General features: G+C 71.8%; 25 protein-coding genes and 1 pseudogene. 14 read left to right on the top strand and 12 right to left on the bottom strand.

The features are described from left to right. Positions 1-36 precede the first annotated feature (36 nt). Positions 37-1,029 (top strand): L-glyceraldehyde 3-phosphate reductase, encoded by a 993-nt coding sequence (gene mgrA / locus OG440_RS34530; protein ID WP_406010677.1) that lies wholly within the window; start codon positions 37-39, stop codon positions 1,027-1,029. Here the strand turns inward: mgrA and OG440_RS34535 are convergent. Then, positions 1,019-1,294 (bottom strand): DUF1905 domain-containing protein, encoded by a 276-nt coding sequence (locus OG440_RS34535; RefSeq protein ID WP_406010678.1) that lies wholly within the window; start codon positions 1,292-1,294, stop codon positions 1,019-1,021. The genes mgrA and OG440_RS34535 overlap by 11 nt on opposite strands. 681 nt (positions 1,295-1,975) lie before the next feature. On the opposite strand from OG440_RS34535, the gene OG440_RS34540 reads away from it, so the two are divergent. From OG440_RS34540 to OG440_RS34555, 4 genes are read left to right on the top strand one after another with little or no spacing between them, the layout of a single operon-like run. After that, positions 1,976-2,386: a hypothetical protein gene (locus OG440_RS34540; RefSeq protein ID WP_406010679.1), complete on the top strand. Its 411-nt coding sequence runs from the start codon at positions 1,976-1,978 to the stop codon at positions 2,384-2,386. Between the two features lie 51 nt (positions 2,387-2,437). Next, entirely contained in the window at positions 2,438-4,777 is a 2,340-nt protein-coding gene (locus OG440_RS34545; RefSeq protein WP_406010680.1) for an FHA domain-containing protein, read from the top strand. A gap of 9 nt (positions 4,778-4,786) precedes the next feature. Next, positions 4,787-5,332: a hypothetical protein gene (locus OG440_RS34550; protein ID WP_406010681.1), complete on the top strand. Its 546-nt coding sequence runs from the start codon at positions 4,787-4,789 to the stop codon at positions 5,330-5,332. Continuing rightward, complete coding sequence (locus OG440_RS34555; RefSeq protein WP_406010682.1) at positions 5,332-6,318, top strand: serine/threonine-protein kinase; 987 nt, start codon at positions 5,332-5,334, stop codon at positions 6,316-6,318. Before OG440_RS34550 ends, OG440_RS34555 begins: the two co-directional genes overlap by 1 nt. A gap of 55 nt (positions 6,319-6,373) precedes the next feature. Here the strand turns inward: OG440_RS34555 and OG440_RS34560 are convergent, their stop codons facing one another. Beyond that, positions 6,374-7,642 (bottom strand): streptophobe family protein, encoded by a 1,269-nt coding sequence (locus OG440_RS34560; protein WP_406010683.1) that lies wholly within the window; start codon positions 7,640-7,642, stop codon positions 6,374-6,376. A gap of 206 nt (positions 7,643-7,848) precedes the next feature. Here OG440_RS34560 and OG440_RS34565 point away from each other — a divergent pair. Further along, positions 7,849-9,090 (top strand): annotated as a pseudogene (locus OG440_RS34565) (DUF6777 domain-containing protein); the annotation flags it as partial. Between the two features lie 339 nt (positions 9,091-9,429). Next, on the top strand, positions 9,430-9,882 hold the full coding sequence (locus OG440_RS34570) for an ATP-binding protein (RefSeq protein ID WP_406010684.1): 453 nt from the start codon (positions 9,430-9,432) through the stop codon (positions 9,880-9,882). Between the two features lie 81 nt (positions 9,883-9,963). On the opposite strand, the gene OG440_RS34575 is transcribed toward OG440_RS34570, so the two are convergent. After that, complete coding sequence (locus OG440_RS34575; protein WP_406011540.1) at positions 9,964-10,854, bottom strand: SigB/SigF/SigG family RNA polymerase sigma factor; 891 nt, start codon at positions 10,852-10,854, stop codon at positions 9,964-9,966. Between the two features lie 238 nt (positions 10,855-11,092). On the opposite strand from OG440_RS34575, the gene OG440_RS34580 reads away from it, so the two are divergent. After that, on the top strand, positions 11,093-11,527 hold the full coding sequence (locus tag OG440_RS34580) for a helix-turn-helix domain-containing protein (protein WP_406010685.1): 435 nt from the start codon (positions 11,093-11,095) through the stop codon (positions 11,525-11,527). Between the two features lie 21 nt (positions 11,528-11,548). On the opposite strand, the gene OG440_RS34585 is transcribed toward OG440_RS34580, so the two are convergent. Both OG440_RS34585 and OG440_RS34590 read right to left on the bottom strand, forming a co-directional pair. Then, on the bottom strand, positions 11,549-12,151 hold the full coding sequence (locus tag OG440_RS34585; protein ID WP_406010686.1) for a ClpP family protease: 603 nt from the start codon (positions 12,149-12,151) through the stop codon (positions 11,549-11,551). Position 12,152: 1 nt separating this feature from the next. Further along, positions 12,153-12,791: an ATP-dependent Clp protease proteolytic subunit gene (locus tag OG440_RS34590; RefSeq protein WP_406010687.1), complete on the bottom strand. Its 639-nt coding sequence runs from the start codon at positions 12,789-12,791 to the stop codon at positions 12,153-12,155. A gap of 243 nt (positions 12,792-13,034) precedes the next feature. Between OG440_RS34590 and OG440_RS34595 the strand changes: the two genes are divergently transcribed. Further along, entirely contained in the window at positions 13,035-13,517 is a 483-nt protein-coding gene (locus tag OG440_RS34595) for a VOC family protein (RefSeq protein ID WP_406010688.1), read from the top strand. Here the strand turns inward: OG440_RS34595 and OG440_RS34600 are convergent. The 4 genes from OG440_RS34600 to OG440_RS34615 are packed head-to-tail and all read right to left on the bottom strand — an operon-like array spanning position 13,502 to position 17,918. Next, a complete protein-coding gene (locus tag OG440_RS34600; RefSeq protein ID WP_406010689.1) occupies positions 13,502-14,434 on the bottom strand; it encodes an aminoglycoside phosphotransferase family protein in 933 nt (310 codons plus the stop codon). The genes OG440_RS34595 and OG440_RS34600 overlap by 16 nt on opposite strands. 43 nt (positions 14,435-14,477) lie before the next feature. Continuing rightward, on the bottom strand, positions 14,478-15,356 hold the full coding sequence (locus OG440_RS34605) for a geranyl diphosphate 2-C-methyltransferase (RefSeq protein WP_406010690.1): 879 nt from the start codon (positions 15,354-15,356) through the stop codon (positions 14,478-14,480). Positions 15,357-15,406: 50 nt separating this feature from the next. Next, positions 15,407-16,459 (bottom strand): family 2 encapsulin nanocompartment cargo protein terpene cyclase, encoded by a 1,053-nt coding sequence (locus OG440_RS34610; protein WP_406010691.1) that lies wholly within the window; start codon positions 16,457-16,459, stop codon positions 15,407-15,409. A 16-nt stretch (positions 16,460-16,475) separates the two neighbouring features. Next, positions 16,476-17,918, bottom strand: a complete 1,443-nt coding sequence (locus OG440_RS34615; protein WP_406010692.1) for a family 2B encapsulin nanocompartment shell protein — start codon at positions 17,916-17,918, stop codon at positions 16,476-16,478. Positions 17,919-18,275: 357 nt separating this feature from the next. On the opposite strand from OG440_RS34615, the gene OG440_RS34620 reads away from it, so the two are divergent. Together OG440_RS34620 and OG440_RS34625 are read left to right on the top strand one after the other, a co-directional pair. Then, complete coding sequence (locus tag OG440_RS34620) at positions 18,276-19,034, top strand: VOC family protein (RefSeq protein ID WP_406010693.1); 759 nt, start codon at positions 18,276-18,278, stop codon at positions 19,032-19,034. A 31-nt stretch (positions 19,035-19,065) separates the two neighbouring features. Beyond that, positions 19,066-19,782, top strand: a complete 717-nt coding sequence (locus OG440_RS34625; protein ID WP_406010694.1) for a ribonuclease H — start codon at positions 19,066-19,068, stop codon at positions 19,780-19,782. A gap of 12 nt (positions 19,783-19,794) precedes the next feature. Here the strand turns inward: OG440_RS34625 and OG440_RS34630 are convergent, their stop codons facing one another. The 3 genes from OG440_RS34630 to OG440_RS34640 form a co-directional block, all read right to left on the bottom strand. Further along, the gene (locus OG440_RS34630; RefSeq protein WP_406010695.1) at positions 19,795-20,247 is read right to left on the bottom strand and encodes an SRPBCC family protein; all 453 of its coding nucleotides are present in this window, start codon (positions 20,245-20,247) and stop codon (positions 19,795-19,797) included. A 93-nt stretch (positions 20,248-20,340) separates the two neighbouring features. Next, a complete protein-coding gene (locus tag OG440_RS34635) occupies positions 20,341-21,165 on the bottom strand; it encodes a tyrosinase family protein (RefSeq protein ID WP_406010696.1) in 825 nt (274 codons plus the stop codon). Between the two features lie 43 nt (positions 21,166-21,208). Then, on the bottom strand, positions 21,209-21,577 hold the full coding sequence (locus OG440_RS34640) for a tyrosinase cofactor (RefSeq protein ID WP_406010697.1): 369 nt from the start codon (positions 21,575-21,577) through the stop codon (positions 21,209-21,211). Positions 21,578-21,933: 356 nt separating this feature from the next. Between OG440_RS34640 and OG440_RS34645 the strand changes: the two genes are divergently transcribed. The 3 genes from OG440_RS34645 (at position 21,934) to OG440_RS34655 (ending at position 25,351) form a co-directional block, all read left to right on the top strand. Then, positions 21,934-23,145: an FAD-dependent monooxygenase gene (locus tag OG440_RS34645; protein WP_406010698.1), complete on the top strand. Its 1,212-nt coding sequence runs from the start codon at positions 21,934-21,936 to the stop codon at positions 23,143-23,145. A gap of 110 nt (positions 23,146-23,255) precedes the next feature. Next, positions 23,256-24,749: an MFS transporter gene (locus OG440_RS34650; protein WP_406010699.1), complete on the top strand. Its 1,494-nt coding sequence runs from the start codon at positions 23,256-23,258 to the stop codon at positions 24,747-24,749. Beyond that, positions 24,746-25,351 (top strand): TetR family transcriptional regulator, encoded by a 606-nt coding sequence (locus OG440_RS34655; protein WP_406010700.1) that lies wholly within the window; start codon positions 24,746-24,748, stop codon positions 25,349-25,351. Before OG440_RS34650 ends, OG440_RS34655 begins: the two co-directional genes overlap by 4 nt. Positions 25,352-25,368: the final 17 nt, after the last annotated feature.

Genomic DNA, 25,368 nt, shown 5'->3' on the forward strand with positions numbered 1-25,368 from the left:
AACCGACCTTCCGTGCCAACCCTTCCTGGAGTCGCGTTGTACACCGCACATCCCGACCGCTACGCGGACATGCCCTACCGGCGTACCGGACGCAGCGGCCTGAAGCTTCCCGCGCTGTCGCTCGGCCTGTGGCACAACTTCGGCCCGGACCGCCCGGTCGAGACGCAGCGCTCCATCCTGCGCCGCGCCTTCGACCTCGGCATCACCCACTTCGACCTGGCGAACAACTACGGGCCGCCGCCCGGCGCCGCCGAGTCCGCGCTCGGCGAGGCGCTGAAGGCGGACTTCGCGCCCTACCGCGACGAGCTGGTCGTCTCCACCAAGGCCGGCTACCTGATGTGGCCGGGCCCGTACGGCGAGTGGGGCTCGCGCAAGTACCTGCTGTCCTCGCTCGACCAGAGTCTGACCCGGATGGGCCTGGACTACGTCGACATCTTCTACTCGCACCGCCCCGACCCGGAGACTCCCCTGGAGGAGACGATGGGCGCCCTGCACACCGCCGTCCAGCAGGGCAAGGCGCTCTACGTCGGCATCTCCAACTACTCGGCGGAGCAGACCCGCGAGGCCGCACGCATCCTCGGCGAGCTGGGCACCCCGCTGCTGATCCACCAGCCGCGCTACTCGATGCTGGACCGCCGTCCCGAGAGCGAGGGTCTGCTCGACGCCCTGGACGAGCTCCAGGTCGGGTCGATCGTCTTCTCGCCGCTGGAGCAGGGCCTGCTGACCGGCCGCTATCTCAACGGCATCCCGGAGGACTCGCGGGCGGCGAGCGACAGCCCGTTCCTGAACTCGGAGGCGGTCACCGAGGAGCTCACCGGCAAGCTGCGCGCCCTCGACGCCATCGCCACGTCCCGCGGCCAGTCCCTCGCCCAGCTGGCACTGGCCTGGGTGCTGCGCGGCGGCAGGGTCACCTCCGCGCTGGTGGGCGCGAGCAGCGCCCGGCAGATCGAGGACAGCGTCGGCGCCCTCGCCAACCTGGACTTCGACGCCGAGGAGCTGGCCCGGATCGACGCGGTGATCAACGGCTGAGCCGTTCCGTCGGGCGAACGGTCGGCGCGTCGCCTTCCCGCTTTCCGATCGCCTTGCGCACCTCGGCATCGACGGGGAGTTCGTGGCTGCCGTCCCCGAGTGCCATGAACGAACTCGGACTCCGGAAAGGATGTCCGTCGACCGTTCCGCGGATCTCGACGAGTCCGCGGGTGCCGAGGAATTCGACGGAATCGGGCCGGACGGCATAGGCCCGGCCGCCTTTCGCCGGGCTCCTGCGCGGAACGGCCGTGAATTCGGCATTCATGGTTCCGGTTCCGGTTCCGATTCCCGTTCCGCTTCCGCTTCCGGTTGTGTTCTTGTCGTCCGCCGCTCGCGGTGATCTCCCTGGAGTGATCGCCGCGAGCGGCGGAATTCATCGGCAGCGCGCCGCGACTCAGGCTCCGGCGGCCACCCGGTCGAGATGTCCCAAGGCGGAGGGCCGCCGCGGTGAGGGCCGCGATCTGCCTGTGGCCCCGGACGTCGGCCGGGTGGGCCCCCTCCGGGGGGCGTGCCGGTGCAACGTCCGTCCACCGCCCACGCGGCGGTAACAGCCTTGGCCAAAGCCTTGGGGTCGCGTGCGTTCCAGGCCGCGAAGCAGCGGGCGACGGCGTTCCCCTGACGAGCGGCGTTCGCGGACATCGTGAATGGGCGCCCAAAGAGGTATCGATCCTGGTCAGGAACCGGCTCCCGGTATTCGCCGATCCGGTGTGACCACCTTGCCCGCACCCGCCGCCCGGGTCGATTTCCTGTCGGCCAATGACGACGGGTCCCGGCACTCGCCGCATTTCGGCCATGAACGGCAGGGAATATGCCAAGAGACTGGCCGGAAAGTCATGGTGACAGTGTTTCAGTAGTCAACATACTCGAAGGTCAGGGGCAGTTCACCCCACAGGAGCCGCACGGAAAGCGAGGAACTACCGGCCGGCGAGCACCGGGGGAGAGAGACGTGCACGACGAATTCCTGTGCCATGTCACCGCATACGGCGTCTGCGACGGCCGGCGGATCGGGGTACCGCTCGGCACCTATCGTGCGCCGACGCTGGCGCTCGCCCTGTGGTGGCTGCGGGACCGGGCCTCCTGGATGGCCGAACGGCTGGATCCGAGGCCCGAGAGCGAGCACATCCCGCCGGGCGCCCTCGTCCCGGTGGCCGACAACGTGCCGGACGTCCCCGAACTGCTGCGGGCCTGGTGTGCCGATACGGGCCGGCAGGAGCTGGTGGCCGACGAGTTGGCGGGCGGCCGGCTGGTGCGGATCGCGGTCAGCGACGAGACCACCGAGTACGAGCTGCTCGCCGAATCCGTCGACGCGCTGCGGATGCAGCGGACCGTCCCGGCGCTCGTCCTTCCCGTCGGCTGAGACCCCGCCGCCCGTTGGGCACGCAGAGGTGCGAATCGATAGAATTCGGGCATGGTGGAGCGACCGGTCTCCTCGACCGCGCCCGAACTCGTGCTGGAGACCGAGACGGGTTCCAGCGTGCTGATCCCGGGCCACTACTACCGCATCGGACGGGACCCGCTGAGCGACATCGTCATCGACGACACCCGCGTCTCCTGGCACCACGCGGTGCTGCGGCCCGACGGCGACCACTGGACCCTCGCCGACGAGCAGAGTACCAACGGCACCTACACCGAAGGGCGGCGCGTCCACGAGTGGGGCGTAGGCCCCGGCAGCGTGATCCGTGTCGGCAGCCCGGACGACGGCCCGTGTCTCGTGCTGTCGGGACGGCCCCCACCCCCGGCGGAACGCCCCTCCGCGGTCTCCATGCCCGGCGTGACCGGCACCTTCCGCGAGCCCACCAGCGTCCGGCCGATACCGTCGCGGACCATCCGTATCGGCCGCGCCGCCGACAACGACCTCGTCGTCGACGACCTGGTCGTCTCGCGCAGGCACGCGGAACTGCGCGCGCTGCCCGACGGCGGCCACGAGATCGTCGACCTCGGCAGCCACAACGGGACCTACCTCAACGGGCTGCCCGTCACCCAGGCCCCGCTCGACGCCGGCGACATCGTCGGCATCGGCCACTCGGACTTCTGCCTCGTCGGCGGTCAGCTCCAGGAGTACGTCGACACCGGCGAGGTCTCCCTCGACGTACAGGACCTGACGGTCGCCGTCGACCGCGGTCGCAAGGTCCTCCTCGACCACGTGTCCTTCCCGGTGGGGGAGAAGTGCCTGCTCGCGGTCGTCGGCCCGAGCGGCGCCGGCAAGTCCACGCTGCTCGGGGCCCTCACCGGCCAGCGGCCCGCCGGTCACGGCACGGTCGTCTACGACGGCCGCGACCTCTACCGCGACTACGCCGAGCTGCGTCAGCGCATCGGACTGGTCCCGCAGGACGACATCCTGCACGCCCAGCTGACCGTGCGCAGCGCCCTCGTCTACGCCGCCGAACTGCGCTTTCCGCAGGACACCGCCAAGGCCGAGCGCCGTGAGCGGGTCGAGGAGGTCATCCGCGAGCTGGGACTCGAGCAGCGCGCGAGCCAGCCCGTGCACAGCCTCTCCGGCGGCCAGCGCAAGCGGGTCAGTGTGGCTCTGGAGCTGCTGACCAAGCCCTCGCTGCTCTTCCTTGACGAGCCGACCTCGGGTCTCGACCCGGGCATGGACCGCTCGGTGATGCACATGCTGCGCGGCCTCGCCGACGACGGCCGTACCGTCATCGTCGTCACGCACAGCGTCCTCAGCCTCGACGTCTGCGACCGGCTGCTGGTGCTCGCGCCGGGCGGCCGGGTCGCCTACTACGGTCCGCCCGAGGACGCGCTCGCCTTCTTCGGCTTCGCACACTGGCCGGAGGCCTTCGAGGCCTTCGAACGCGACCAGGACCGGGACTGGGCCGGGGAGTACCGTGACTCGCCGTTCCGGCGCCAGTACGTCGTCAACGACAGCGAGCAGCCCCGGCTGCCCCGCTCCGGCCCGGTGGTCATGCTGCCGCCGCCCCGGCCCCGCAGCCGGGCCGCCCAGCTCGGCACCCTGGTCCGCCGCTACGCCGCCGCGCTCGCCGCCGACCGCACCTTCCTGGCGATCATGATCGCGCTGCCGTTCGTCATGGGCGCCATGGCCCGCGCCCTGTCCGGCGGCGAGCTCGACCGGGAGCACGCGATGAACGTGCTGCTCATCCTGTGCGTCGGCGGCGTCCTGACCGGCGCGGCCAACGCCGTGCGCGAACTCGTCAAGGAACGCGTGATCTACCAGCGCGAACGGGCCGTCGGCCTGTCCAGATCGGCGTACCTGATGTCCAAGGTCGTCGTCCTCGGCGCGGTGACCGTCGTACAGGCGGTGGTGCTGACCCTCGTCGCGCTGCTCGGCGTCGACCTCAACGCTCCCGGCGGCGAGGGTGTGTTGATGCCGCCCCTGATCGAGATCACCGTCGCCGTGGCCCTGCTGGCCTTCACGGCGATGATGCTCGGCCTGCTGATCTCCGCGATGGTCCACAAGGAGGAGGTGACGATGCCGCTGCTGGTGCTGCTCGCCATCGTCCAGGTGGTCTTCTGCGGGGCGCTGCTGACGCTGGACGGCGTGCCCGGGCTGGAGCAGCTGTCGTGGCTGGTGCCCGCCCGCTGGGCGCTCGGCGCGATGGCCGGCACCGTCGGTCTGGCCAGGATCGTGCCCGGGGACATCACCGCCGATCCGCTGTTCGAGCACTCGGCGGCGGTGTGGCTGCTCGACGTGGGCATGCTCGTCGTGCTCTCGGTGGCCTGCGGATTCGTCGTCTCCCGGCTGCTGCGCCGGCACGAGCCCGCCGTGATGCGGAAGTAGGGGCGGCCCATGACGACTCCCGGATTCCGGCCCACCCACGTGGTCCCCCAGCACGGCATGCCGGCCTGGGAGGCCCCCGACCCGGCCCGCCCCACCGTGCCCCTCGACCCGCTGCTGCCCGTCCGGCTCATGGAGCGGCGCGGCGACTGGGGGCGGGTGCTGTGCTCCAACGGCTGGTCGGCCTGGGTCGACGGCCGCTATCTGATCGCCGTCCCCCAGGACCCGCCGCGCTCCGACGACCCCCTGGCGACCGCCGCCGACCCGCGCCCGCTCCTCGGCCGCGCCGAACAGGCCCTCGCCCGGTACCGGGCGGCGGTGGAGGAACTGGCCGCCGCGGGCCTCGACGGCGAGGCCTTCCGGCGCCGCACCCACGGACTGCGGATCGGGGTGGTCGTCGACGGCGAGGACGTGTGGCTCTACGACCCGGCGCGAGAGCGCTGGCTGTACGGCGACGGCACCCGCCTCAGCACCTACGCGACCGACCGGGCGCCGGACGCGGCGCAGGACCAGGACCACACCGCCACCCGGATCGTGCACCCCGACCGGGAACCCTGATGGCCCACGGAACGACACCCTTCTCCGGCCGGCCCTCCGAACTGGTCGGCCGGAGGATCGCGGGCTACCGCATCGAGGGCGAGATCGGACGCGGCGGCATGGCCGTCGTCTACCGCGCCCACGACCTGCGGCTCGACCGGACCGTCGCGCTCAAACTGCTCGCCCCGGAGCTGGCCCGCAACGACGTGTTCCGCAAGCGCTTCACCCATGAGTCGCGGGTGGCGGCGGCCATCGACCACCCGCACATCGTGCCCGTCTTCGAGGCGGACGAGACCGACGGGGTCCTGTACATCGCCATGCGGTACGTCGACGGGAGCGATCTGCGCCACCTGCTGGACCGCGAGGGTCCGTTGCCCCCGGCCACCGCCGTCCGCATCGCCGCGCAGGTCGCCTCCGCGCTGGACGCCGCCCATGAGCACGGCCTGGTCCACCGGGACGTCAAACCCGGCAACATCCTCGTCGCCCGCGGCACCGACAGCGACCACCCCGAGCACGTCTACCTCACCGACTTCGGCCTGACGAAGAAGTCGCTCTCGCTGACCGGGTTCACCTCCGTCGGCCAGTTCGTCGGCACGCTCGACTACGTCGCCCCCGAGCAGATCTCCGGGCAACCCGTCGACGGCCGCTGCGATGTCTACGGCCTCGCCTCCGTGGTCTACGAGTGCCTCGCGGGCCGGCCGCCCTTCCTCCGCGACGACGACGTGGCCCTGCTCTGGGCACACCAGAACGCCGATCCGCCCCCGCTGACCGAGGCCCGCCCCGGGCTCCCCCCGTTCATGGACGCGGTGTTCGCCCGGGCCCTCGCCAAGAGTCCCGAGGCCCGCCATCCCACCTGCGGTGCCTTCGTCGCCGGGCTGCGGCCGACGCCGGGCGGCGGCCTCAGGTCGGGTCACCCGCCGACGGAACTGGCCGGCACCCCGGTCTCGGCGCCGCAACCTCCACGCTGGGCACGGCCGGTCTTCCACTCCCCGGCCGGCCCCGGGTGAAGGGTTCCGGTGGCCGGAGGACTCCGGGCGACGCGAGGGCGGCCACCGCTGCCCGTCAGGGGGGTCGATTCCCGCCCCGGCCGCGGGCCGCTCCCGCCAGCAGGCCGCCCAGGAAGCCGGTGACCAGCCCCCACAACGCTGCGAGGCCCAGCGCCGACCACACCTCGGGGCGCAGGTACAGCTCCCCGGAAAGGTCCCCGCCCAGGTCCCCGATGCCCAGCACGGACAGGCCGTAGTGCGCCGAGATCCGGCCGACCAGACAGATCATCAGCACCGTGAGCACCAGCGCCACCGCCATGTGCACGGCGTGCCGCCAGGCGCGCGTCCCGGCGGGGGAGTGGGCCGCCATCACGAACGCGGCCACCAGCAGCAGGACGGCGTCCGCGGCGAGGAGCCACCACACGCGGCCGTCGTGTTCGGCGAGGGTGGCGAGGTTGAGCCGGGCGTCGTCCGGGCCGCGCAGCACCTCGTCCAGCACCCGCGGCATCGGCAGCCCGAACGGACCCGCGACCCGGCCGTTCCAGGTGGCGCCCAGCCCGATGGTGAACGCCAGCCACACCAGGTTGGGCAGGCCGAGCAGGACCACGGCGAAGGTCTCGGCGACGTGCCCGCGGGTCGCCGCGACGACGAGCGCGACGACGACGCCCAGCACGACGCAGCACAGCAGCAGCATCACCATCGCGTACGCGGCCGGCCGCACCGACCCGTGCAGGCGCAGCAGCCGGGGCGGCAACGGCGCCCCGGGCGAGACCAGCAGGGACAGCACCAGCACACCCGCCAGCCACACCAGCCCCACGACGAGGGTCGGCGGGACGTCCGTCGTGAAGCCTGCCTCGGGGCTGATGTCGAACAGTTCGCCGAGGTCGCTCAGCGTGTCGTCGCCGAGGGGGATCGTGAAGGTCTGCCGTGCGGCCAGGGCGAGGGCGAGGAGGCCGAGCAGCCACACCACGGCGATCCGGGCCGCCCACCCGGCCAGTTCCGCGGCGCCGGCCACCGCCCGGTGCCGCAGCGGCCGCAGGAATCCGGCGCCCACCACGAGCGCCCCGACGAGGGTGACGGACAGCGGAATCACCGTCAGACCGGCCCGAGTGTCGGCGAGCCCGCCGGCGTTCCCGGAGAGCTCGACCGTGCCGCCCACACCCGTCACCACGGTCGCCGCGACCACCCGCGGGAAGGCGCCCTGCGGCAGGTCCGTGGCTCCGGCCGCCCACAGCCCCAGCGCGGCCACCACGCCCATGGCGAGCAGCCCGGCCAGTGCCACCACGATCGCCCGCACCCAGCCGTGGCGGGAGACTGCCTGGTCGTGCGGGGTGGGCGCGCTCACCCTGCCACGCTAAGCAGCGCCGGGAGGGAGCGCCTGTCGAGAGGGTCGTCCGCGCCCCGCTTGCGAGCCGCGTCCGACCGGCGCACACAATGGTGCGTTGTGGAATAAAGCGGCGCGTATTCGACAATTCGCCCCATTCGTTCCCCGTCGGGTCCTCTCGGGGCCCTTTGTCGCAGCGCCGCGGGAAACCCACGTCGGGAGTGCTCGTGAGCGTCGAACCGCCCTCTTCCGGCCACCCCACGGGACCGCCCTCCGGCCCGTTGTCGGGTCCGCCGTCGGGTCCGCCGTCGGGTCCGCCCTCCCAGCCCTCCTCGGGTCCGCCCTCCCAGCCACCCTCGGGTCCGCCGTCGGGTCCGCCCTCCCAGCCGTCCGACGCCGGCCCTCCGGAGGGCGGCGACGGGGAACCGCCCCGGAGCCGGTGGAGGTCCGCGCCCCGGATCGCGCTCATCACCACGGCGGTCGTGGCCGTGACGGCGCTCGCCCTGGTGCTCGCCCTCGTCAACGGAGGCGGCTCGGGATCCGGCGGCGGCTCCGCCCAGGCCGGCGAGGTCTTCATGCAGCCGGCCGGCAAGACGGGCCCGGAACCCTACACGGTGCCCCCCGCCACCGACAGTTCCTTCCCGCCCGCCTCCGTCGCCCCCTCGGGCTCCTCCCCGCCCACGGACACCGTCCCCGGTGTCGACGGCGGCGACCAGGGACTCTACGGCGGCACCCGCAACGTCTCCAGCTGTGATGTGGAGGCGCAGATCAAGGCGCTCCGGGCGGATCCCGCCAAGAACAGCGCCTTCGCCTCCGTCGCCGGCGTCGCCCCCGCCGGGGTCCCGGCCCACCTGCGTTCCCTCACCCCCGTACAGCTGCGCCTGGACACCCGCGTCACCAATCACGGGTACCGCGACGGCGCCGCCACTACCTACCAGGCCGTCCTCCAGGCGGGTACGGCCGTCCTGGTCGACCGGCGCGGCGTGCCGAGGGTGCGCTGCGCCTGCGGCAACCCGTTGACCCCGCCGCTCGCCCAGCGGGCCGGGTTCAAGCGGACCGGCGACCCGTGGCCCGCGTACAGTCCCGCGACCACCGTCGTGGTCAAGCCGTCCGTGACCGTGATCGACGAGTTCGTGCTCTACGACCCCGAACACGCCCACCACTGGTTCGCCCGTCAGCCGGGCGACAAGCCGCACCAGGACCGGCCGGCCCGGCCGCCGGCGAGGCTCACGCCGTCCATCACGGTCGGCACGCCGAGCGCACCGGCGAGCGACGGCCCGAGAACGTCCCCGCCGTGCCTCTCGCCGCCCGCCGACCGGCCGCCGGGCTGCCCACCGCCCTCGTCCTCGGAGCCGTCCACGTCGTCCCCGTCCTCGGAGGCGCCCTCGTCGCGGCCCCCGTCGGAAGAGCCCGAGCCACCGTCCTCGAACCCGGAGTCGGACAAGAGCGCGCCCCCGTCCTCCGCGTCCCGGTCCGCCCGGCACCTGGTGCCCGACTCGCCGGGCTCCGAGTCGCGGCCGAGCTCACCGTCCGAACCCACGAGCGAGCCCGCGAGCTCCTCCTCGTCCGCGCGTGCCCCGTCGTCGGGCGAGAGCCCCGGTCAGTCGCTCGCGACCTCGGCGGTATCCTCCGACGTCAGCTCTCCGGCTCCCGGGGCGCCGGCCGACCCACCCGTCGTGTGAGGCCCCCTGTGGCCGTGGCGCGAACCGGAGGAAAACTGACCTGGACTGCACGGCGCGGCACGGGGTACGAGGACAGATGCACACCCAGCGGCGTCCGGCCATTTCCGGCCTTCGAGAGAGAAACGCATGATCGAGCACCTGGACGGGGCAGTGATACCTACTGGTTTCGACGTACCCGTGGAACCGCTGCGGCGAGCGGCGCACTACACCGGTGAGCCCGGCTGCATAGCCGAGGCCCGCGCCTTCGCCGCGCACTTCGTCGACCAGCTCAGGACGGAATGGTGCGCCACGGTCGGCGACCGGGCGAGCGGTGAGGTGCTGCTGGTCGTCAGCGAACTCGTCACCAACGCCGACCGGCACAGCAACGGGCCCTACATCCTGGAGCTGGAGGGTACGGAGTCCTCGGTGACGGTCTGCGTCTACGACAGCAGCGACGCCCTGCCCCTGCGTTTCCCGAAGGACCCCGAGCGCATCGGCCGGCACGGTCTGGAGATCGTGCACGCGGTGGCGGCGGAGGTCACCGCCGAGCGGGTGCCGGTGGGCAAGCGGGTCCGGGCCGTGCTCGCCTTCGGGACCTGAGCTCCCTCGTCCGGATCATGGCGGGGGATCCACGACGACGGTCCCTGGGCCCGCGGGGCGCGGGCCCCGCGGGCAGGCTGCTCAGGCGCAGCCCAGCTCGTCCAGCATCCCGTGGCGCAGTCGCGTGATGATCCGCTTGATCAGGCGGGACACATGCATCTGGGAACAGCCGAGGCGCTCGCCGATCTCCGCCTGGGTGGCCTCCTCCACGAACCGCATGTGGAGGATCCGGCGGTCGCGCTCGCTCAGCTCGGCCATCAGCGGGGCGAGGGAGTGGAAGTCCTCGACGAGCCCCAGCCTCTCCTCCTCCACGCCGATGAAGTCCGCGAGGACCGACTCGCCGTGCTCGGGGCCGTCACCGGTGAGCGCCGCGTCGAGGGAGGAGGAGTTGTAGCCGTTGGCGGCGATCTGCGCCTCGACCACCTGGCTCTCCTCCAGGTTCATCAGCGTGGCCAGCTCGGGCACGGTCGGGTCCCGGTCCAGGCGGCTGGAGAGCTCGTCGCGGGCCTTGGCCAGCTCGACGCGCAGCTCCTGGAGCCGCCGCGGGACGTGCACGGCCCACGTGGTGTCCCGGAAGAAACGCTTGATCTCACCGACGATGTACGGCAGCGCGAACGAGGTGAACTCCACCTCACGCGAGATCTCGAACCGGTCGATGGCCTTGATCAGGCCGATCATCCCGGTCTGGACGATGTCCTCCATGTCGTCCCCGCGGCCGCGGAACCGGCCGGCCGCGAACCGCACCAGGGACATGTTCATCTCGATGAGGGTGTTGCGCGCGTACTGGTACTCGTGCGTGCCCTCGTCGAGGACGGACAACCGCTGGAAGAACTGACGGGACAGCTCCCGCGCGTCCCGCGGAGCGATGCTCCGGGGTGCCTCGATGCCGGGGAGCGGCCCGCCGAACGTGCCGACGGTCGCGGTGGTGTCCTCGGTGGCCTTGGCCTCTGACCGGATCACTGCGGTCTCCATCGCCTCTCCCAGCATGGTCACGGTTCGATGTCCGCTGTACTCGTACCGTGAGCGAGCACCGACGCGCGGACCCACTCTGAGGGCGACTACCCCGTTCGGGAGGACCCATGCTCCGCGCTGCGCACCATCGTGCCACGGGGGCGTTCCGGCCCGTTCCACCGAGGGCGTTTCGTCCGATTCCACCGAGGGCGCAACGCCCGGGCCTTCCGCGGACGGCCCGCATTCCTAGGCTGGGGAGGTGAGCAACGAAGCGCCGAACCGAGCCCGCGTGATCCGGCTGCGCCCGCCTGCCGAGCGCCCGGGCACCGCCTCCACCGCCTCCACCGCCTCTCCCCACGCCCCCGCGACCGTCCCCCGGCCCGTGCCGCGCGAGCCCTTGTGGCGCGACCTGGTCGGGGACGTCCTGCGCCGTGAACGCCAGGCCCAGGAACGCACACTCAAGGACGTCGCCGACTCGGCGCGCATCTCCATGCCCTATCTCTCGGAGGTGGAGCGCGGCCGCAAGGAGGCCTCCTCGGAGGTCCTCGCCGCGGCCGCCCACGCCCTCGGCCTGAGCCTGGGCGACCTGCTGGCGCGGGCCCAGGGAGATCTCGTCCGGCTCGGCGGCCGCCACCCCGTCCGCGGCCGCACGGTCACCTCGTCGTCGTACGACGGTCTCTGCCTGGCCGCCTGACGAGCCGCGCGGGCCGGCGTCTCACACCGCCACGGGACGCCGGCTCAACACCTCGTCGGCCAGGCCGTACGCCACCGCCTCCTGTGCGGTGAACACCTTGTCGCGGTCCATGTCCGCGCGCAGGGCCGCGATGTCGTGGCGGGTGTGGCGGGCCAGCACCTCCTCCACCTGGCCGCGGATGCGGACCATCTCCTTGGCCTGGAGCGCGAGGTCCGAGACGGTGCCCTGGCGGCCGCCGCTGGCCGGTTGCCCGAGCAGCACGCGCGCGTGCTCCAGGACGAGCCGCCGGCCGGGGTCCCCGCCCGCCAGCAGCACGGCCGCCGTGGACGCGGCCTGCCCGACGCACAGGGTCGAGATCGGCGCCTGGACGAACGTCATCGTGTCGTAGATCGCCATCAGCGAGGTGAACGAGCCACCGGGAGAGTTGAGATAGATCGAGATCTCGCTGTCCGGTGACGCCGACTCCAGGTGCAGGAGCTGCGCGATGACGACGTTGGCGACGCCGTCGTCGATCTCGGTGCCGATGAAGATGATCCGCTCGGACAGCAGCCGGCTGAACACGTCGTAGGACCGCTCGCCCTGCGGCGTCCGCTCGACCACGTTCGGAATCGTGTAGGTCCCCATGTCACATCCCCACCCGTCGCTTCTGCGCGGCCGGGCGGATGTCCGCGAGGGACTCCACGACCCGGTCCACGATGCCGTACTCCCTGGCCTCCTCGGCCGTGAACCAGCGGTCACGGTCGCCGTCGCGCGAGATGGTCTCCGCGGACTGCCCGGTGTGCTCGGCGGTGATCCGCTCGATGGTCCGCTTGGTGTGCTCCAGGTTCTCCGCCTGGATCTCGATGTCCGCCGTGGTCCCGCCGATCCCCGCCGACGGCTGGTGCATCATGACCCGCGCGTTCGGCAGCGCGTACCGCTTGCCGGGCGCGCCGACGCTGAGCAGGAACTGGCCCATGCTGGCGGCGAAGCCCATGGCGAGCGTCGAGACGTCGTTGGGGATCAGCCGCATCGTGTCGTAGATGGCGAGTCCCGCGTGCACCGATCCGCCCGGGCTGTTGATGTACAGGCCGATGTCGGTGCGCGGGTCCTCCGCCGACAGGATCAGCAGCTGTGCGCAGATCCGGTTCGCGGAGACCTCGTCGACCTGGGTGCCGAGCAACACGATCCGCCGGCCGAGCAGTTGGGCGGCGAGTTGGTCGTCGAAGCGGGAGGGCGCGGTGTCGCCCTCCTCGGCGCGGGGAGCGAGCGTGCTGAGTGGAGTCATCGGTTCTCCTCGTCGTGGCGTGACTGCCGTCGACTCCACTCTTGGCCCCGCGGGACGCCGGTACCCGGTTTCTCTGCCCGTGGCAGATTCGCCACCGGCAGAGCACCCTCGTCCCTCCCTGCGCGGCCCGGCCCGGCCCCTCGTGCGGATCGGCCATCCGGATTCAGCCACGGCCCGGCCGATGAGTTACGGCGTGGGCGGCAGTCGACACTGATGACCGCGTTCCATGCCCAGGAGGTACTCATGACCACCGACGGATTCACCACGTGTCTCTGGTTCGACGGCCAGGCGGAGGAAGCCGCGCACCACTACGTCTCGATCTTCAAGAACGCCGCCATCGGCGACATCGGCCGTTACAACGAGGCCGGCCCGGGCCCGGCGGGTTCCGTACTGGCGGTGGAGTTCACGGCCAACGGACAGAAGTTCGTCGGTATCAACGGCGGCCCGCAGTTCAAGTTCAGCGAGGCGGTCTCCTTCCAGATCTACTGCGCGGACCAGGAGGAGGTCGACTACTACTGGACCAGGCTCACCGCGGACGGCGGCGAGCCCGGCCCCTGCGGCTGGCTCAAGGACAAGTACGGCCTGTCCTGGCAGGTCATCCCCGACGGGCTGATCGAGATGATCAGCGACCCCGACCCCGAGAAGGCCACCCGCACCACCAAGGCCATGTACGCCATGGGCAAGCTCGACATCGCCGCCCTGAACAAGGCCTACGACGGCGAGTAGGGACCGGTCTCGGTGCGGGCCTCGGCGGTCCCGGCCTCGGCCAGGACCTCCCTGATCACATGCCGGGAGTTCTCCGCCACCGGCGGATTGGTCTCCCAGTAGTAGGGCAGCGCGATCAGCGCGATCGACAGGGCCCAGCCCCGGCCGCGCGCCCACTCGGCGTCGTCCGCGCCCACCGCCTCCCGGAACGTCCCGCGGGCCGAGGCGGGCAGCAGGTTCCAGGCGACGATCAGGTCCACGGCCGGGTCGCCCACCCCGACGCAGCCGAAGTCGATCACCGCGGACAGCCGCCCGTCCCGGACCAGTATGTTCCCGGGCATCAGGTCCGCGTGGGCCCAGGCGGGCGGCCCGGTGCGCCCCGGCGCCCGCAGCGCCTCCTCCCACAGCGCGGTGACGGCGACGGTGTCGACGCGCCCCTCGAGCCGGGCGAGGGCGTCGCGGGTGGGGGCGTCCCGTTCCGCGAGCGGGACGCCCCGGTGGTTCGGCGGCCCGTCCTGCGTCTCGATCGCGCGCAGGGCGGTGACGAAGCCGCCCAGGTCCCTGGCCAGCGCCCGGGGCTTCTCGACGGCGCCGGCGACCGGATTGCCGCCGTCCAGCCAGCGGTACACCGACCAGGGCCAGGCGAATCCCTCACCCGGCTCGCCCAGTTCCAGCGGCACGGGCGCGGCGACGGGCAGCCTCGGCCCCAGCCGGGTCAGCCAGCGCTGCTCGTGCGCCACGCTCTCGACGGCGCGGGGATGGCGGGGCAGCCGCACCACCTTGTCCGTGCCGAGCCGGAACATCGCGTTCTCCGTCCCGGAGGAGGCCAGCCGCCGCACGGGCAGCCCGGCCCACCGCGGGAACCGGGTGGCGACGAGCCGGCTCACCAGCGGGGCGTCGAGGTCGACCTCGTCCGTATGCATTCGCATCGCGCACATGCGCCCATTGCAGAGGAGCGGCCTCGACGCTGTCCAACGGAATTCAGATCCGGTCGGCCACGATCATCAGGTACTGGAAGCTGCCGTTGCGATAGGCGGTCAGGAACGTCTCCTCGATGCCGGTGACCAGATGGTCCGCCTGACTGCGCAGCTCCCAGTAGGGCATGGCGGACTCGGTGAGGTCCTCCACATGGACCGGCACCAGCCGGTTGCGGGCCAGCGCCCGGAAGTACGCCGAGCGCGGGTGGATGTCGCAGATGTAGTGGGCGTTGATGAGCGACACCTCGCGCGAGGCCCGGCCGTAGGCGTCGTTGTAGCAGCCCGTGATGACGACGTAGCGTCCGCCGCGGCGCAACAGCCGCGCGTGCTCGGCGAACAGCAGGTCCAGCTCGACGTACATCGTCGACTCGTTGTTCCACGACGCCGCGTAGGCGCCGGTCTCCAGGCCGGTGTCGAGCATGTTGCGGTGGTGGTAGCGCACCCGGTCGTCGATGCCCCGCCTGCGGGCCTGCTCGTTCGCGAACGCGGCCTGTTTGGCGGAGATGGTGACGCCGTCCGCGTGGCAGCCGTAGCGCAGATGGGCCGTGACGCTGCCGCCGCCGCGACCGCAGCCGGCGTCGAAGACGCGGTCTGCGGGAGTGAGCCGGCCGAGGCGGGCGGCCAGCAGTTCGGCCTGTGCGTGCTCCAGCCGGTGCAGCTCGGCGGTGACCCGCTTGCGGCGCAGGTCCGCGTCGGGTTCGTCGAGCACGGCCCAGTCCGCCTCGCCGACGCCGTAGTGGTGGTGGTAGAGATCGTCGATTCTGCCGAGTTCGAGGTTGACCGGGTTCTCCTCGGCGTTCCAGTAGTCCGCGACGCGGTTCTGGTACGTGGACTGGGTGGGCACCGAGGCGGTCGTGGTGCCGGCGTCGGGGGCTGTGGTCAACGGTTGCTCCTCGTGGTGCGGGACATGACGGTGGGTCGGGAAGGCGGCGGTCACCAGTAGTCGGGCAGGTGATAGCGGTGGGTGTTGGTCACGTGCCATTCGTGGTTGCCGGCCACCCAGTCCGACAGCCCCTGGAGATAGCGCTCGAGAAGCGGTGAGGTGGCGGCGAGCACGGCCGACTCCTCCTCGAACGCCGCCATGACCTGGTTGTGGATCTCGACCGACCTCAGATAGGCGGCCTTCAGCCCGCGCCGGTCGTTGGCGGCGACGACCTGCGGCAGATTGAGATGGGTGGGGTCGGCCGCCAGCTCCTTGGTGAAGGAGTACAGGTCGTTGACGATCGTGGTGGCGTTGCAGGCCAGCGCGGTGACCCGCTGGATCTCCGGGCGGGCGTACAGCTGCTCGGGCAGTTCGTAGCCGTCCACCGCGTCGACGATCGACAGGCACGGCCGGAAGTTGTTGAACTGCCGCATCGCCAGGTACTCCCAGATCCGCGGCACGTACCGCGTCTCTCCCCAGGCGGCCTCGCCGAGGTAGCCCAGGTGCAGGCGCGCGATGTCGTGCACGAACCGGTCGCTCTGGCTGGGCGTGGCGACGGCGGCGTAGTCCTTCAGCGCCCAGTGGTACGAGCGCAGCGGGCCGTCGGCCTGCACCCCGCGTGCCCACTCCTCCTGGAGGTCGGGCGGGCCGTGGTAGGGGTCGAGCGCGGACTGGGCGATGACCAGCCGGCCGCCCAGTCCGCTGCGCGAGCCGCCCTTGTCCTCGTCCTCCTCGCAGTAACAGTTGTCGACGATGTTCTCGGCCAGCAGCAGCTTGCCGGCCACCGTGAGGCGCTCCAGGTCGAGCGCGCGCGGATGCTGGAGCACCACGGCGCGGCCGAACTGGAAGCCCGCGAAGTCCCCGTTCCAGGCGGTCGGGAACAGGTCCAGGCCGCGGGCCCACGCCTCCACCCTGCGGTCGATCTCCGCGGCCTTCTCCGGGTCGGCGGGCTCCACCTTCCGGTACCGCAGACCGGGGACCGCCCCGCCGCGCCGGGCCCGCATGCCGCGGGCGAGGTTCGGCGGTCCGGGCAGCGCACTCCCGGTGCTCGTGGGCGTGCTCATCGCGAACTCCCCGCCGTCACTCGGCCGTCCGGCCGACCTGGACGTTCTCCAGGACACCGGCGGCGTCCGGCACGAGGACGGCCATCGAGTAGTAGGCGGTCACGAGATAGCGGATGATCGAGTTGGCGTCGATCCCCATGAACCGCACGTTGAGGCCGGGTTGGAACTCCTCCGGGATGCCCGTCTGGTAGAGGCCGACGACACCCTGGTCGGCCTCGCCGGTGCGCAGCGCGATGATGCTGCTGGTGTGCTGCGGGCTGATCGGGATCTTGTTGCAGGGGAAGATCGGCACCCCGCGCCAGGCCGGGATCTCGTGCCCCTCGACGACGGCCGTGCCGGGCATGAGACCGCGCCGGTTGCACTGCCGGAAGAAGGCGGCGATCGCCTTGGGATGGGCGAGGAACAGCTTGGTCTTGCGCCGCATCGACAGCAGCTCGTCCATGTCGTCCGGGGTCGGCGGCCCGGTGAAGGTGCTGACGCGCTGGGAGTAGTCGGCGTTGTGCAGCAGCCCGAACTCCCGGTTGTTGACCAGCTCCCACTCCTGCCGTTCGCGGATCTCCTCGACCGTCAGGCGCAGTTGCTGTTCGGTCTGGTTCATCGGGTTGTTGTAGAGGTCGGCGACCCGGGTGTGCACCTTCAGCACGGTCTGGGTCAGTGACAACTCGTATTCGCGGGGCGAGAGTTCGTAGTCGACGAAGCCCGCCGACAGCGTCGGTTCCCCGCTGTGTCCGGCCTGGATCGGCAGGTCGGCCTCGCCCCGGCGGTTCATCGGCATCCGTTGCCGGGCGGCGTAGGCGGACAGATGGGTGGCGAGGGACGGCACACGCCCCACGAACTCCCGCAGGCTGTCCCAGGGCAGCGCCAGCAGCACTCCCGCGGTGTCGGCGCGGACCGAGGTCAGCCACAGCGGGTCGTCCTGCCCGACGGCCTCGTCGCCGAGCTGGTCGCCGCCGGAGACCACCCCGACGATCTCCTCGCCGCCGTACTTGCCGGCGGTGAAGCGGGTGAACCGGCCGTGCACCACGAGATAGGCCTCGGTGACCGGCTGTCCGGCCTCGACGACGACCTGCCCGGCCCGGACCTCACGGGCCTGGAAGCGGGAGGAGAGCTCGGCGAGGGTTCCGTTGTCGGAGTAGCCGCGCAGCACGGGCAGCTCGGTGAGGGTCTCCGGGATGACCCGTACGTCGTTCCCGCCGTTGTGCTCGAACTGCACCCGGCCCCGGCCGACGCGCAGCTGGAGGCGCCGGTTGACACGGTAGGCGCCGCCCCTGACGTCCACCCAGGGCAGCATCCGCAGCAGCCAGCGCGAGCTGATGGCCTGCATCTGCGGTTCGGACTTGTGGGTCGTGGCGAGCTGACGGGCCGCCTGGGTGCTGAGGCTGGTGAGCTGCGCGGCGGCAGCGGGCTCGGGGGCGGGTTCGTCTAGGGCGGGACCGGTGGCGCTGTCCGGTGTGGACACATTCCCTCCAGGAGGTGCACGGAGACGGGCGGAACATCCGGAGTGATTCACTCCGGCTGAGCCGCGGGCACCAGCCAAACACCCTGAGTGACGGGTGGGTACGGCGTGAAGGGGGCGGCTTCGTGCCCCGGAAGGTGCAAACCTGTCGGATGGGGCGGAAAACGGCCTGTGTGTGCCACCGCTTCCTGCGGGTGCTCCCGCGCGCCGGGGCGCTCGCGGGTCACTCGGGGTTACCGGTGTGTTCGGCGCGCGGGCGGACGGCCGGATGGCTAGCGTGAGGAAACCGGACAACCCGTCTCACGGAAGGCTGCGGTCATGGTCGTACGACCAGAGGGAATCCCTTGTTGGGCCGACGCGATGTTCAGCGACGTGGAGGGCGCGAAGACCTTCTACGGGGAGGTCCTCGGCTGGACCTTCGGCGATGCGTCGTCGGAGTACGGCAACTACACACAGGCCTACGTGGACGGCAAGGCGGTCGCCGCCGTCGTCCCGCCGATGCCCGGCCAGGAGGGCCAGTCGCAGTGGTGCCTGTACCTCGCCTCCCCGGACGCCGCGGTGACCGCGGGCAGGATCCGCGAGCACGGCGGCGAGGTGCTGATGGAGCCGATGCGGGTCGGCGACTTCGGCACCATGTGCCTGGCCCGCGAGCCCGGCGGCGCCGTGTTCGGCATCTGGCAGGCGGGTGTCCACGAGGGCTTCGAGGCGCCGCCCGAGCAGCCCGGCGCCTACTGCTGGGCGGAGTTCTTCACCCGCGATGCCGAGAAGACGGACGCGTTCCTCCCGGCGGTGTTCCCCTACACGGCGAAGCAGCTCCAGGACGACGCGGTGAACTTCCGGATGTTCGAGATCGACGGCGACACGGTTCTCGGCCGGATGAAGATGACGGAGGAGTTCCCGCCCGAGGTGCCGTCGTACGTCAACGTGTACTTCACGGTCGACAACTGCGACGACGCGGTCGCGAGGGCCACCAGGCTCGGTGGCGTCCTGCGCTTCGGCCCGATGGACACCCCGTTCGGACGGTTCGCGGCGATCAGCGACCCGCAGGGCGCGAGCTTCTCCGTGATCGACGTCACCACCACGGCGGGCGACATGCCGCGGTCGACGGACGTCTCCTGACCGCCCGGCCGGGCGTCTCCGCGGCCGTGGCATGATCGGGCGCATGCGTGAACGACTGGTGGCCGCGTGCGACGGGGCTTCGAAGGGGAATCCGGGACCGGCGGCCTGGGCGTGGGTGGTCGCGGAGGACGCGCAGACGCCGACCCGCTGGGAGGCGGGACCGCTGGGCAGGGCGACCAACAACATCGCCGAACTCACCGCGCTGGAACGCCTGCTGGCCTCGACAGACCCGACGGTGCCGCTCGAGGTCCGGATGGACTCGCAGTACGCCATGAAGGCCGTCACCACCTGGCTGCCGGGCTGGAAGCGCAACGGCTGGAAGACGTCCGCCGGGAAGCCGGTGGCCAACCAGGAGCTCGTCGTCCGCATCGACGAACTGCTCGACGGCCGCTCGGTCGACTTCCGCTATGTGCCCGCCCACCAGGTCGACGGCGACCCGCTGAACGACTTCGCCGACCGCGCCGCCAGCCAGGCGGCCATCGTCCAGCAGCCGGCCGGCAGTGACCAGGGTTCTCCGGAACCGCCGCCCTCGCCGGACACCCCGAAGGCGAAGTCCGCGAAAAGCGGCCGCTCCGCCGGGGGCAAGTCCCCCCGACGGAGCGGTGGTTCGGCGTCGCGCACGATCAAGGCCAAGTTCCCCGGCCGCTGTGTGTGCGGCCGCCCGTACGCGGCGGGCGAGGACATCGCCAAGAACGCGCAGGGCTGGGGGCACCCGGAGTGCCGTACGGCGGACGCCGACGCGGGCTGAGCGACGGGCGGGTCACACCACCACGCCGCGCCAGCCTCCGGTCTCCAGACCGCGCTCCTCGATGAACTCCTTGAAGCGCTCCAGGTCACCCTTGGTCTGCCGCTTCACGAAGCCCAGCTTGTCGCCGACGGTCTCGGCGACGCCCTCCGGCTGGAACTCCATCTGGAGCATCACCTTGGTGTGGCTGTCGTCGAGCCGGTGGAAGGTCACCACGCCGGCCTGCCGGGCCTCGCCCGAGACCGTGGTCCAGGCGACCCGCTCGTCCGGGATCTGCTCGGTGATCTCCGCGTCGAACTCCCGGTGCACGCCGTTCACGCTGGTCACCCAGTGGGTGAGCGTGTCGGTGCGCTGCTCGACGCGGTCCACGCCGCTCATGAACGCGGGGAACGTCTCGAACTGCGTCCACTGGTCGTAGGCCGTGTGCACGGGCACGCCGACCTCGATGGATTCCTCGACCTGCGACACGATCGTCTCCTCCTTCGTGCTGGTGGTTCGTCTCGTCGCTGAGTGTCCGGCGCGGGTACCCGTGGCCCGCGGGGCAAACCGGGTGGGCGGCGATCAGTCGGTGTCGAAGGTGTAGTGCGCGGTGTGATCGAGAAGGTCGGCCGGGGTGGTGTCGTTCCAGGGCTTCATCGTCTCGTGGAGGTCGACGACGTCCGGCGTGCCGCCGCCCGGGAGGTACGCGGACCCGGGGTGCCGGCGCTGCCAGCGGGCCCACAGCTTGTCGATGTAGGCGTGGTGCAGCCAGAACACCGGGTCGTTGGGGGAGACGCCGGTCGCCATCTGTCCGCCGACCCACACATGGACCCGGTTGTGCAGATTGACCCCGCGCCAGCCCTCCAGATGGTTGCGGAAGCCGTCGGAGCCGCTGTTCCAGGGCGCCATGTCGTACGTCGCCATCGACAGCACCGAGTCGACCTCGGCGCGGGTCGGCAGTTCACGGACGCCCGTTCCCAGCGAGCGTCGCAGGTAGGTGCGGCCGTCCACGCGGACGTTGACGGCCCAGTTGCCCGCGGAGGCGGCGAACGGCCCGTCCATCACCTGGCCGTCCCGGCTGCGTCCGCTGCCGCCGAGGAAGTCCGGCGCCCACAACGAGGAACGCGGGGAGCGGTCGGTGGACCAGTCCCAGTACGGCAGCGCCACCGAGGCGTCCACCGACTGGAGCGCCCGCTCGAACTCCAGCAGGAATCTGCGGTGCCACGGCAGGAAGGAGGGGGAACGGTGGCCGGTGCGCTCGCCGTTGTCGGTGTCGCCGAGGATGAAGCCGTTGTGCGTGGTGACGAAGGCGTCGTAGCGGCCGCTGCGCTTGAGTTCGAGGACGGCGGCGACGAAGCGGCGCTTCTCGTCGGAGGTCAGGGACGCCTGGTTCTTGCGGACGGTCATGTGCGGTGCTCCAAGGGTGCGCGGATGGGGGGCGGTCGGCCGGTCAGCCGGTGGGGAACGGGACGAGTCGCGCGCCCTGGAGCTCGTCGACCGCGGCGCGGGCGGCGGCCCGTGGGGTGGGCACCGGGTCGTAGTGGCTCACCACGCTGATCCAGGTGCCGTCGGCGTTGCGCATCACGTGCAGTTCGACCCCGTCGACGTACACGCCGTAGCCGCCGCCGTGGTGATGACCGCCTCCGCCGGTGGGCCGGCCCTGTATCCGGCGGCCCTTGTAGACCTCGTCGAACGAGTCGGGGGAGGCGGGGGAGTGGGAGTCGTGGTCGGCCGCGCGGGCGGCGGGGACGGCGACCAGCGGGGCACCGGCGACGACGGCCGCCGCGGTGAGTGCGCGACGACGGCTGAGTTCCGGCATGCGGGACCTCCTGGGGTGCGTTCGGTTGACGACCCCGTATGCCTATCGACCCGGTGGAGAAAGGGAGAAACCGCCCGAGAGTGGTTGGCTGTGATCCGGACAATCAATTACATGTCGTGCAATCTTGAACGAAGATGATCTTGTTGTCGGCGAGGGACCAGGCGGGCCGGAAGGGGCAATTCCTTTCCGTGAACGCACCGCTTCCGGTGATCTTTCGCGTGACGGGGTGCCCGGGGTGGCGTGGCCCACGTGGGGAAAGTGGCGTGATCGGACAGGTGGGGCGTCCTGGTGCGGGTGTGGCGTCCTGCTACCCTGCGTCGTCAATCAACCACGTCTGGTAACTCCCGGGAGTGCGCGTGAAGGTCGCCTGTGTCGGCGGCGGGCCCGCCGGCCTGTATCTCTCGATCCTGCTCAAGCGCCAGGATCCGTCCCACGACGTCACCGTCCACGAGCGCAACCCGGAGGGCTCGACCTACGGCTGGGGTGTCACCTACTGGCAGGGGCTCCTCGACCGGCTCCGCGTCTGTGACCCCGAGTCGGCCCACGCGATCGAGGCGGAGTCCGTCCGCTGGAACGAGGGCGTCGCCCACGTAGGGGACCTGGCCACCCGCCAGCCGGGCGACGAAGGGCACGGCATCGGCCGGCACAAGCTGCTGGAGATCCTCGCCGCCCGTGCCCGCGCCCTCGGCGTACGGCTGGAGTACGAGAGCGACATCACCGCCGAGAACCTGCCGGACGCCGATCTCGTCGTGGCCGGCGACGGCGTGCACAGCGCCCTGCGCACCCACCACGCCGACGACTTCGGCGCCGAACTCACCCCGGGGCGCAACTCCTACATCTGGCTCGGCACCACCAAGGTGTTCGACTCCTTCACCTTCGCGTTCGTGGAGACCGAGCACGGCTGGATCTGGTGCTACGGCTACCCCTTCAGTTCCGAGCAGAGCACCTGCGTCATCGAGTGCGCCCCCGAGACCCTGGCCGGACTCGGGCTCGACCGGGCGAGCGAGGGCGACGGACTGGCCCGCCTCGAGAAACTCTTCGCGCACATCCTCGACGGCCGGCCCCTGATCGGCCGTGCCGCCGCGGACGGCAGCACCCAGTGGCTGACCTTCCGCACCCTCACCAACCGCAGCTGGTACCGAGGCAACCTGGTCCTGCTCGGTGACGCCGCCCACACCACCCACTACTCGATCGGCGCCGGCACCACCCTCGCCCTGGAGGACGCCATCGCCCTCGCCGACGCCCTGCGCGAGCATGCCGACCTGCCGAGGGCCCTCGCCCGCTACCAGCAGGAACGCATGTCCGCCCTGCTGTCGCCGCAGAGCGCCGCCCGTTACAGCGCCCAGTGGTACGAGAACCTCACCCGCTACATCCACCTGCCCGCGGAGCAGATGTTCGCCCTGCTCGGCCAGCGGCACTCACCGCTCCTGCCCTACGTCCCGCCTCAGCTGTACTACCGGCTCGACCGGGCCGCCGGGCAACTGGAGGCCCTGCGCCGGTTCAAGCGCTGGCTGGGGCCGAAGCTGGCGCGCGGCGCGCACGCCAGGGCGCTGACCTCGCGGAAGTAGCCGGAAAGCGGTCTCGGCGGCCCGCCCGGGCGATGGGGTGAATGGCAATTCACTGATACGGTGAATTGCCATTCACCCTTTTCATGTCCTCAGAGGCCGCTGGAGTGCCCATGGCGTCGCCCGCTCCGATACCCGCCCCGGCCGGGGGAGCCGCCGCACTGCGGGCCCGGCTCACCATCCCGGTCCTGGCGTACTGCGGCATCCTCATGGCGGTCATGCAGACCGTCGTCGTCCCGCTGCTGCCCGACCTGCCCCGGCTGACCGGCGCCTCGCCGGGCGCCGTTTCCTGGATGGTGACCGCCTCGCTGCTGTCCGGCGCGGTCCTCACCCCCGTCCTCGGCCGTGCCGGGGACATGTACGGCAAGCGGCGGGTGCTGCTCGTCTCGTTCGCCCTGATGGCCGCCGGTTCGGTGATCTGCGCCCTGACCTCCGACATCGGGGTGCTCATCGCGGCCCGCACCCTCCAGGGCGCCGCGTCCTCCGTCGTCCCGCTGTCCATCAGCATCCTGCGCGACGAACTGCCGCCGGAGCGCCGGGGATCCGCCGTGGCGCTGATGAGCTCGACCGTGGGTATCGGCGCCGCGCTGGGGCTGCCGGCGGCGGCCGTGGTCGTGCAGTACGCCAACTGGCACGTGATGTTCTGGGTGACCGCCGCGCTCGGCGCGACCGGCGTCGCGCTGATCCGCTGGGCGGTGCCGGAATCGCCCGTGCGCGAGCCCGGCCGGTTCGACGTGACGGGGGCGCTCGGGCTGGCCGCCGGGCTGATCAGCCTGCTCCTCGCCGTGTCCCAGGGCGGCCAGTGGGGCTGGGGGAGCGCTCGGATCCTGGGCCTGTTCCTCACCGCCGTGATCGTCCTCTGCCTGTGGTGGTGGCATCAGCTGCGCGCCGAACAGCCCCTGGTGGACCTGCGGTTGGTGTCCCGGCCGAGGGTGGGCCTGTCCCATGTGGCGGCGCTGCTCACCGGCTTCGCCTTCTACGCCAACTCCCTGGTGACCGCCCAGCTGGTGCAGGCGCCCGAGGCGAGCGGCTACGGGCTCGGGCTGTCCATCGTCCAGACGGGCCTGTGCCTGCTGCCCGGCGGCATCACCATGCTGCTGTTCTCGCCGCTGTCCGCCCGTATCTCCGAGACCCGCGGGCCGCGCATCACCCTCGCCCTCGGCGCCGCCGTCATCGCCTGCGGGTACGCCCTGCGCATCGTCGACAGCCGTGACCTGTGGATGATCATGGTGGGGGCGACGGTCGTGGCGACCGGCACCACCCTCGCGTACTCTGCGCTGCCCTCGCTCATCCTGCGCGCCGTCCCGCCCGGCCAGACCGCCTCCGCGAACGGCTTCAACGTGCTCATGCGCACGATCGGCCAGGCCACCTCCAGCGCCGCCGTCGCCGCCGTCCTCGTGCACCACACCGGACTCGTCGGCGGTGCCCCGGTGCCGACCCTGCACGGCTATCTGCTGGCCTTCGGCGTCGCGGGCGCGGTGGCCCTGGCCGCGTGCGCGGTGGCGCTCACCATCCCCGGCGACGCCGGACCGGACGGACGGGGAGGCACGCGGCGCGCCCGGGGCCGCACCCGCTCCGTCGGCGACGGGGCGTTGGAGGGAGCATGAGAGCCGTGAGCACTCCCTCCGATGCCCCGGCCCCGACAGACCCGCCGGCCCCCGTCCGGCGTGACGCCGAGGCGACCAAGGCGGCGATCCTGCGCGCCGCCCGGTACCTCCTCGCCCGCCAGGCGCACGCCGACATCACCCTCAAGGCCGTCGCGGAACGCGCCGGGGTGAGCGCGCCGCTGGTCCTGAAGTACTTCGGGAACAAGGACGCCCTGTTCGCGCGGGTGATGTCCTTCGAGGAGGACGCCGACGCCCTGCTCGACGCCCCGCTGGCGGAGCTGGGCCCGCACATGGTCCGGCACGTGGTGGCGAGCCAGCGCGAGCGCGGCGCCGACCCCGTGCTGCGCATCGCGTTCGCGCCCCTGCACGGCGACCACGGCGACGTCCTGCGCGCCAACTTCCGCGCGCAGGTCACCGAACGCCTGGCCGCCCGCCTCGCCGGCCCCGACGCGGGGATCCGTGCCGAACTCGCCGTCGCCACCGTGCTCGGCCTCGGCGTGATGTTCGGCATCGCCCGCGGGAACGAGCTCAGGGCGGCGCCGATCGAGCGGATCGTGGAGCGGTACGGGCCGACCGTGCAGGCCCACCTGGACGGCCCCTGACCGTTCCGGACCGCCCC

The sequence above is a fragment of the Streptomyces sp. NBC_00637 genome (assembly GCF_045161545.1).
Lineage (GTDB): Bacteria > Actinomycetota > Actinomycetes > Streptomycetales > Streptomycetaceae > Streptomyces.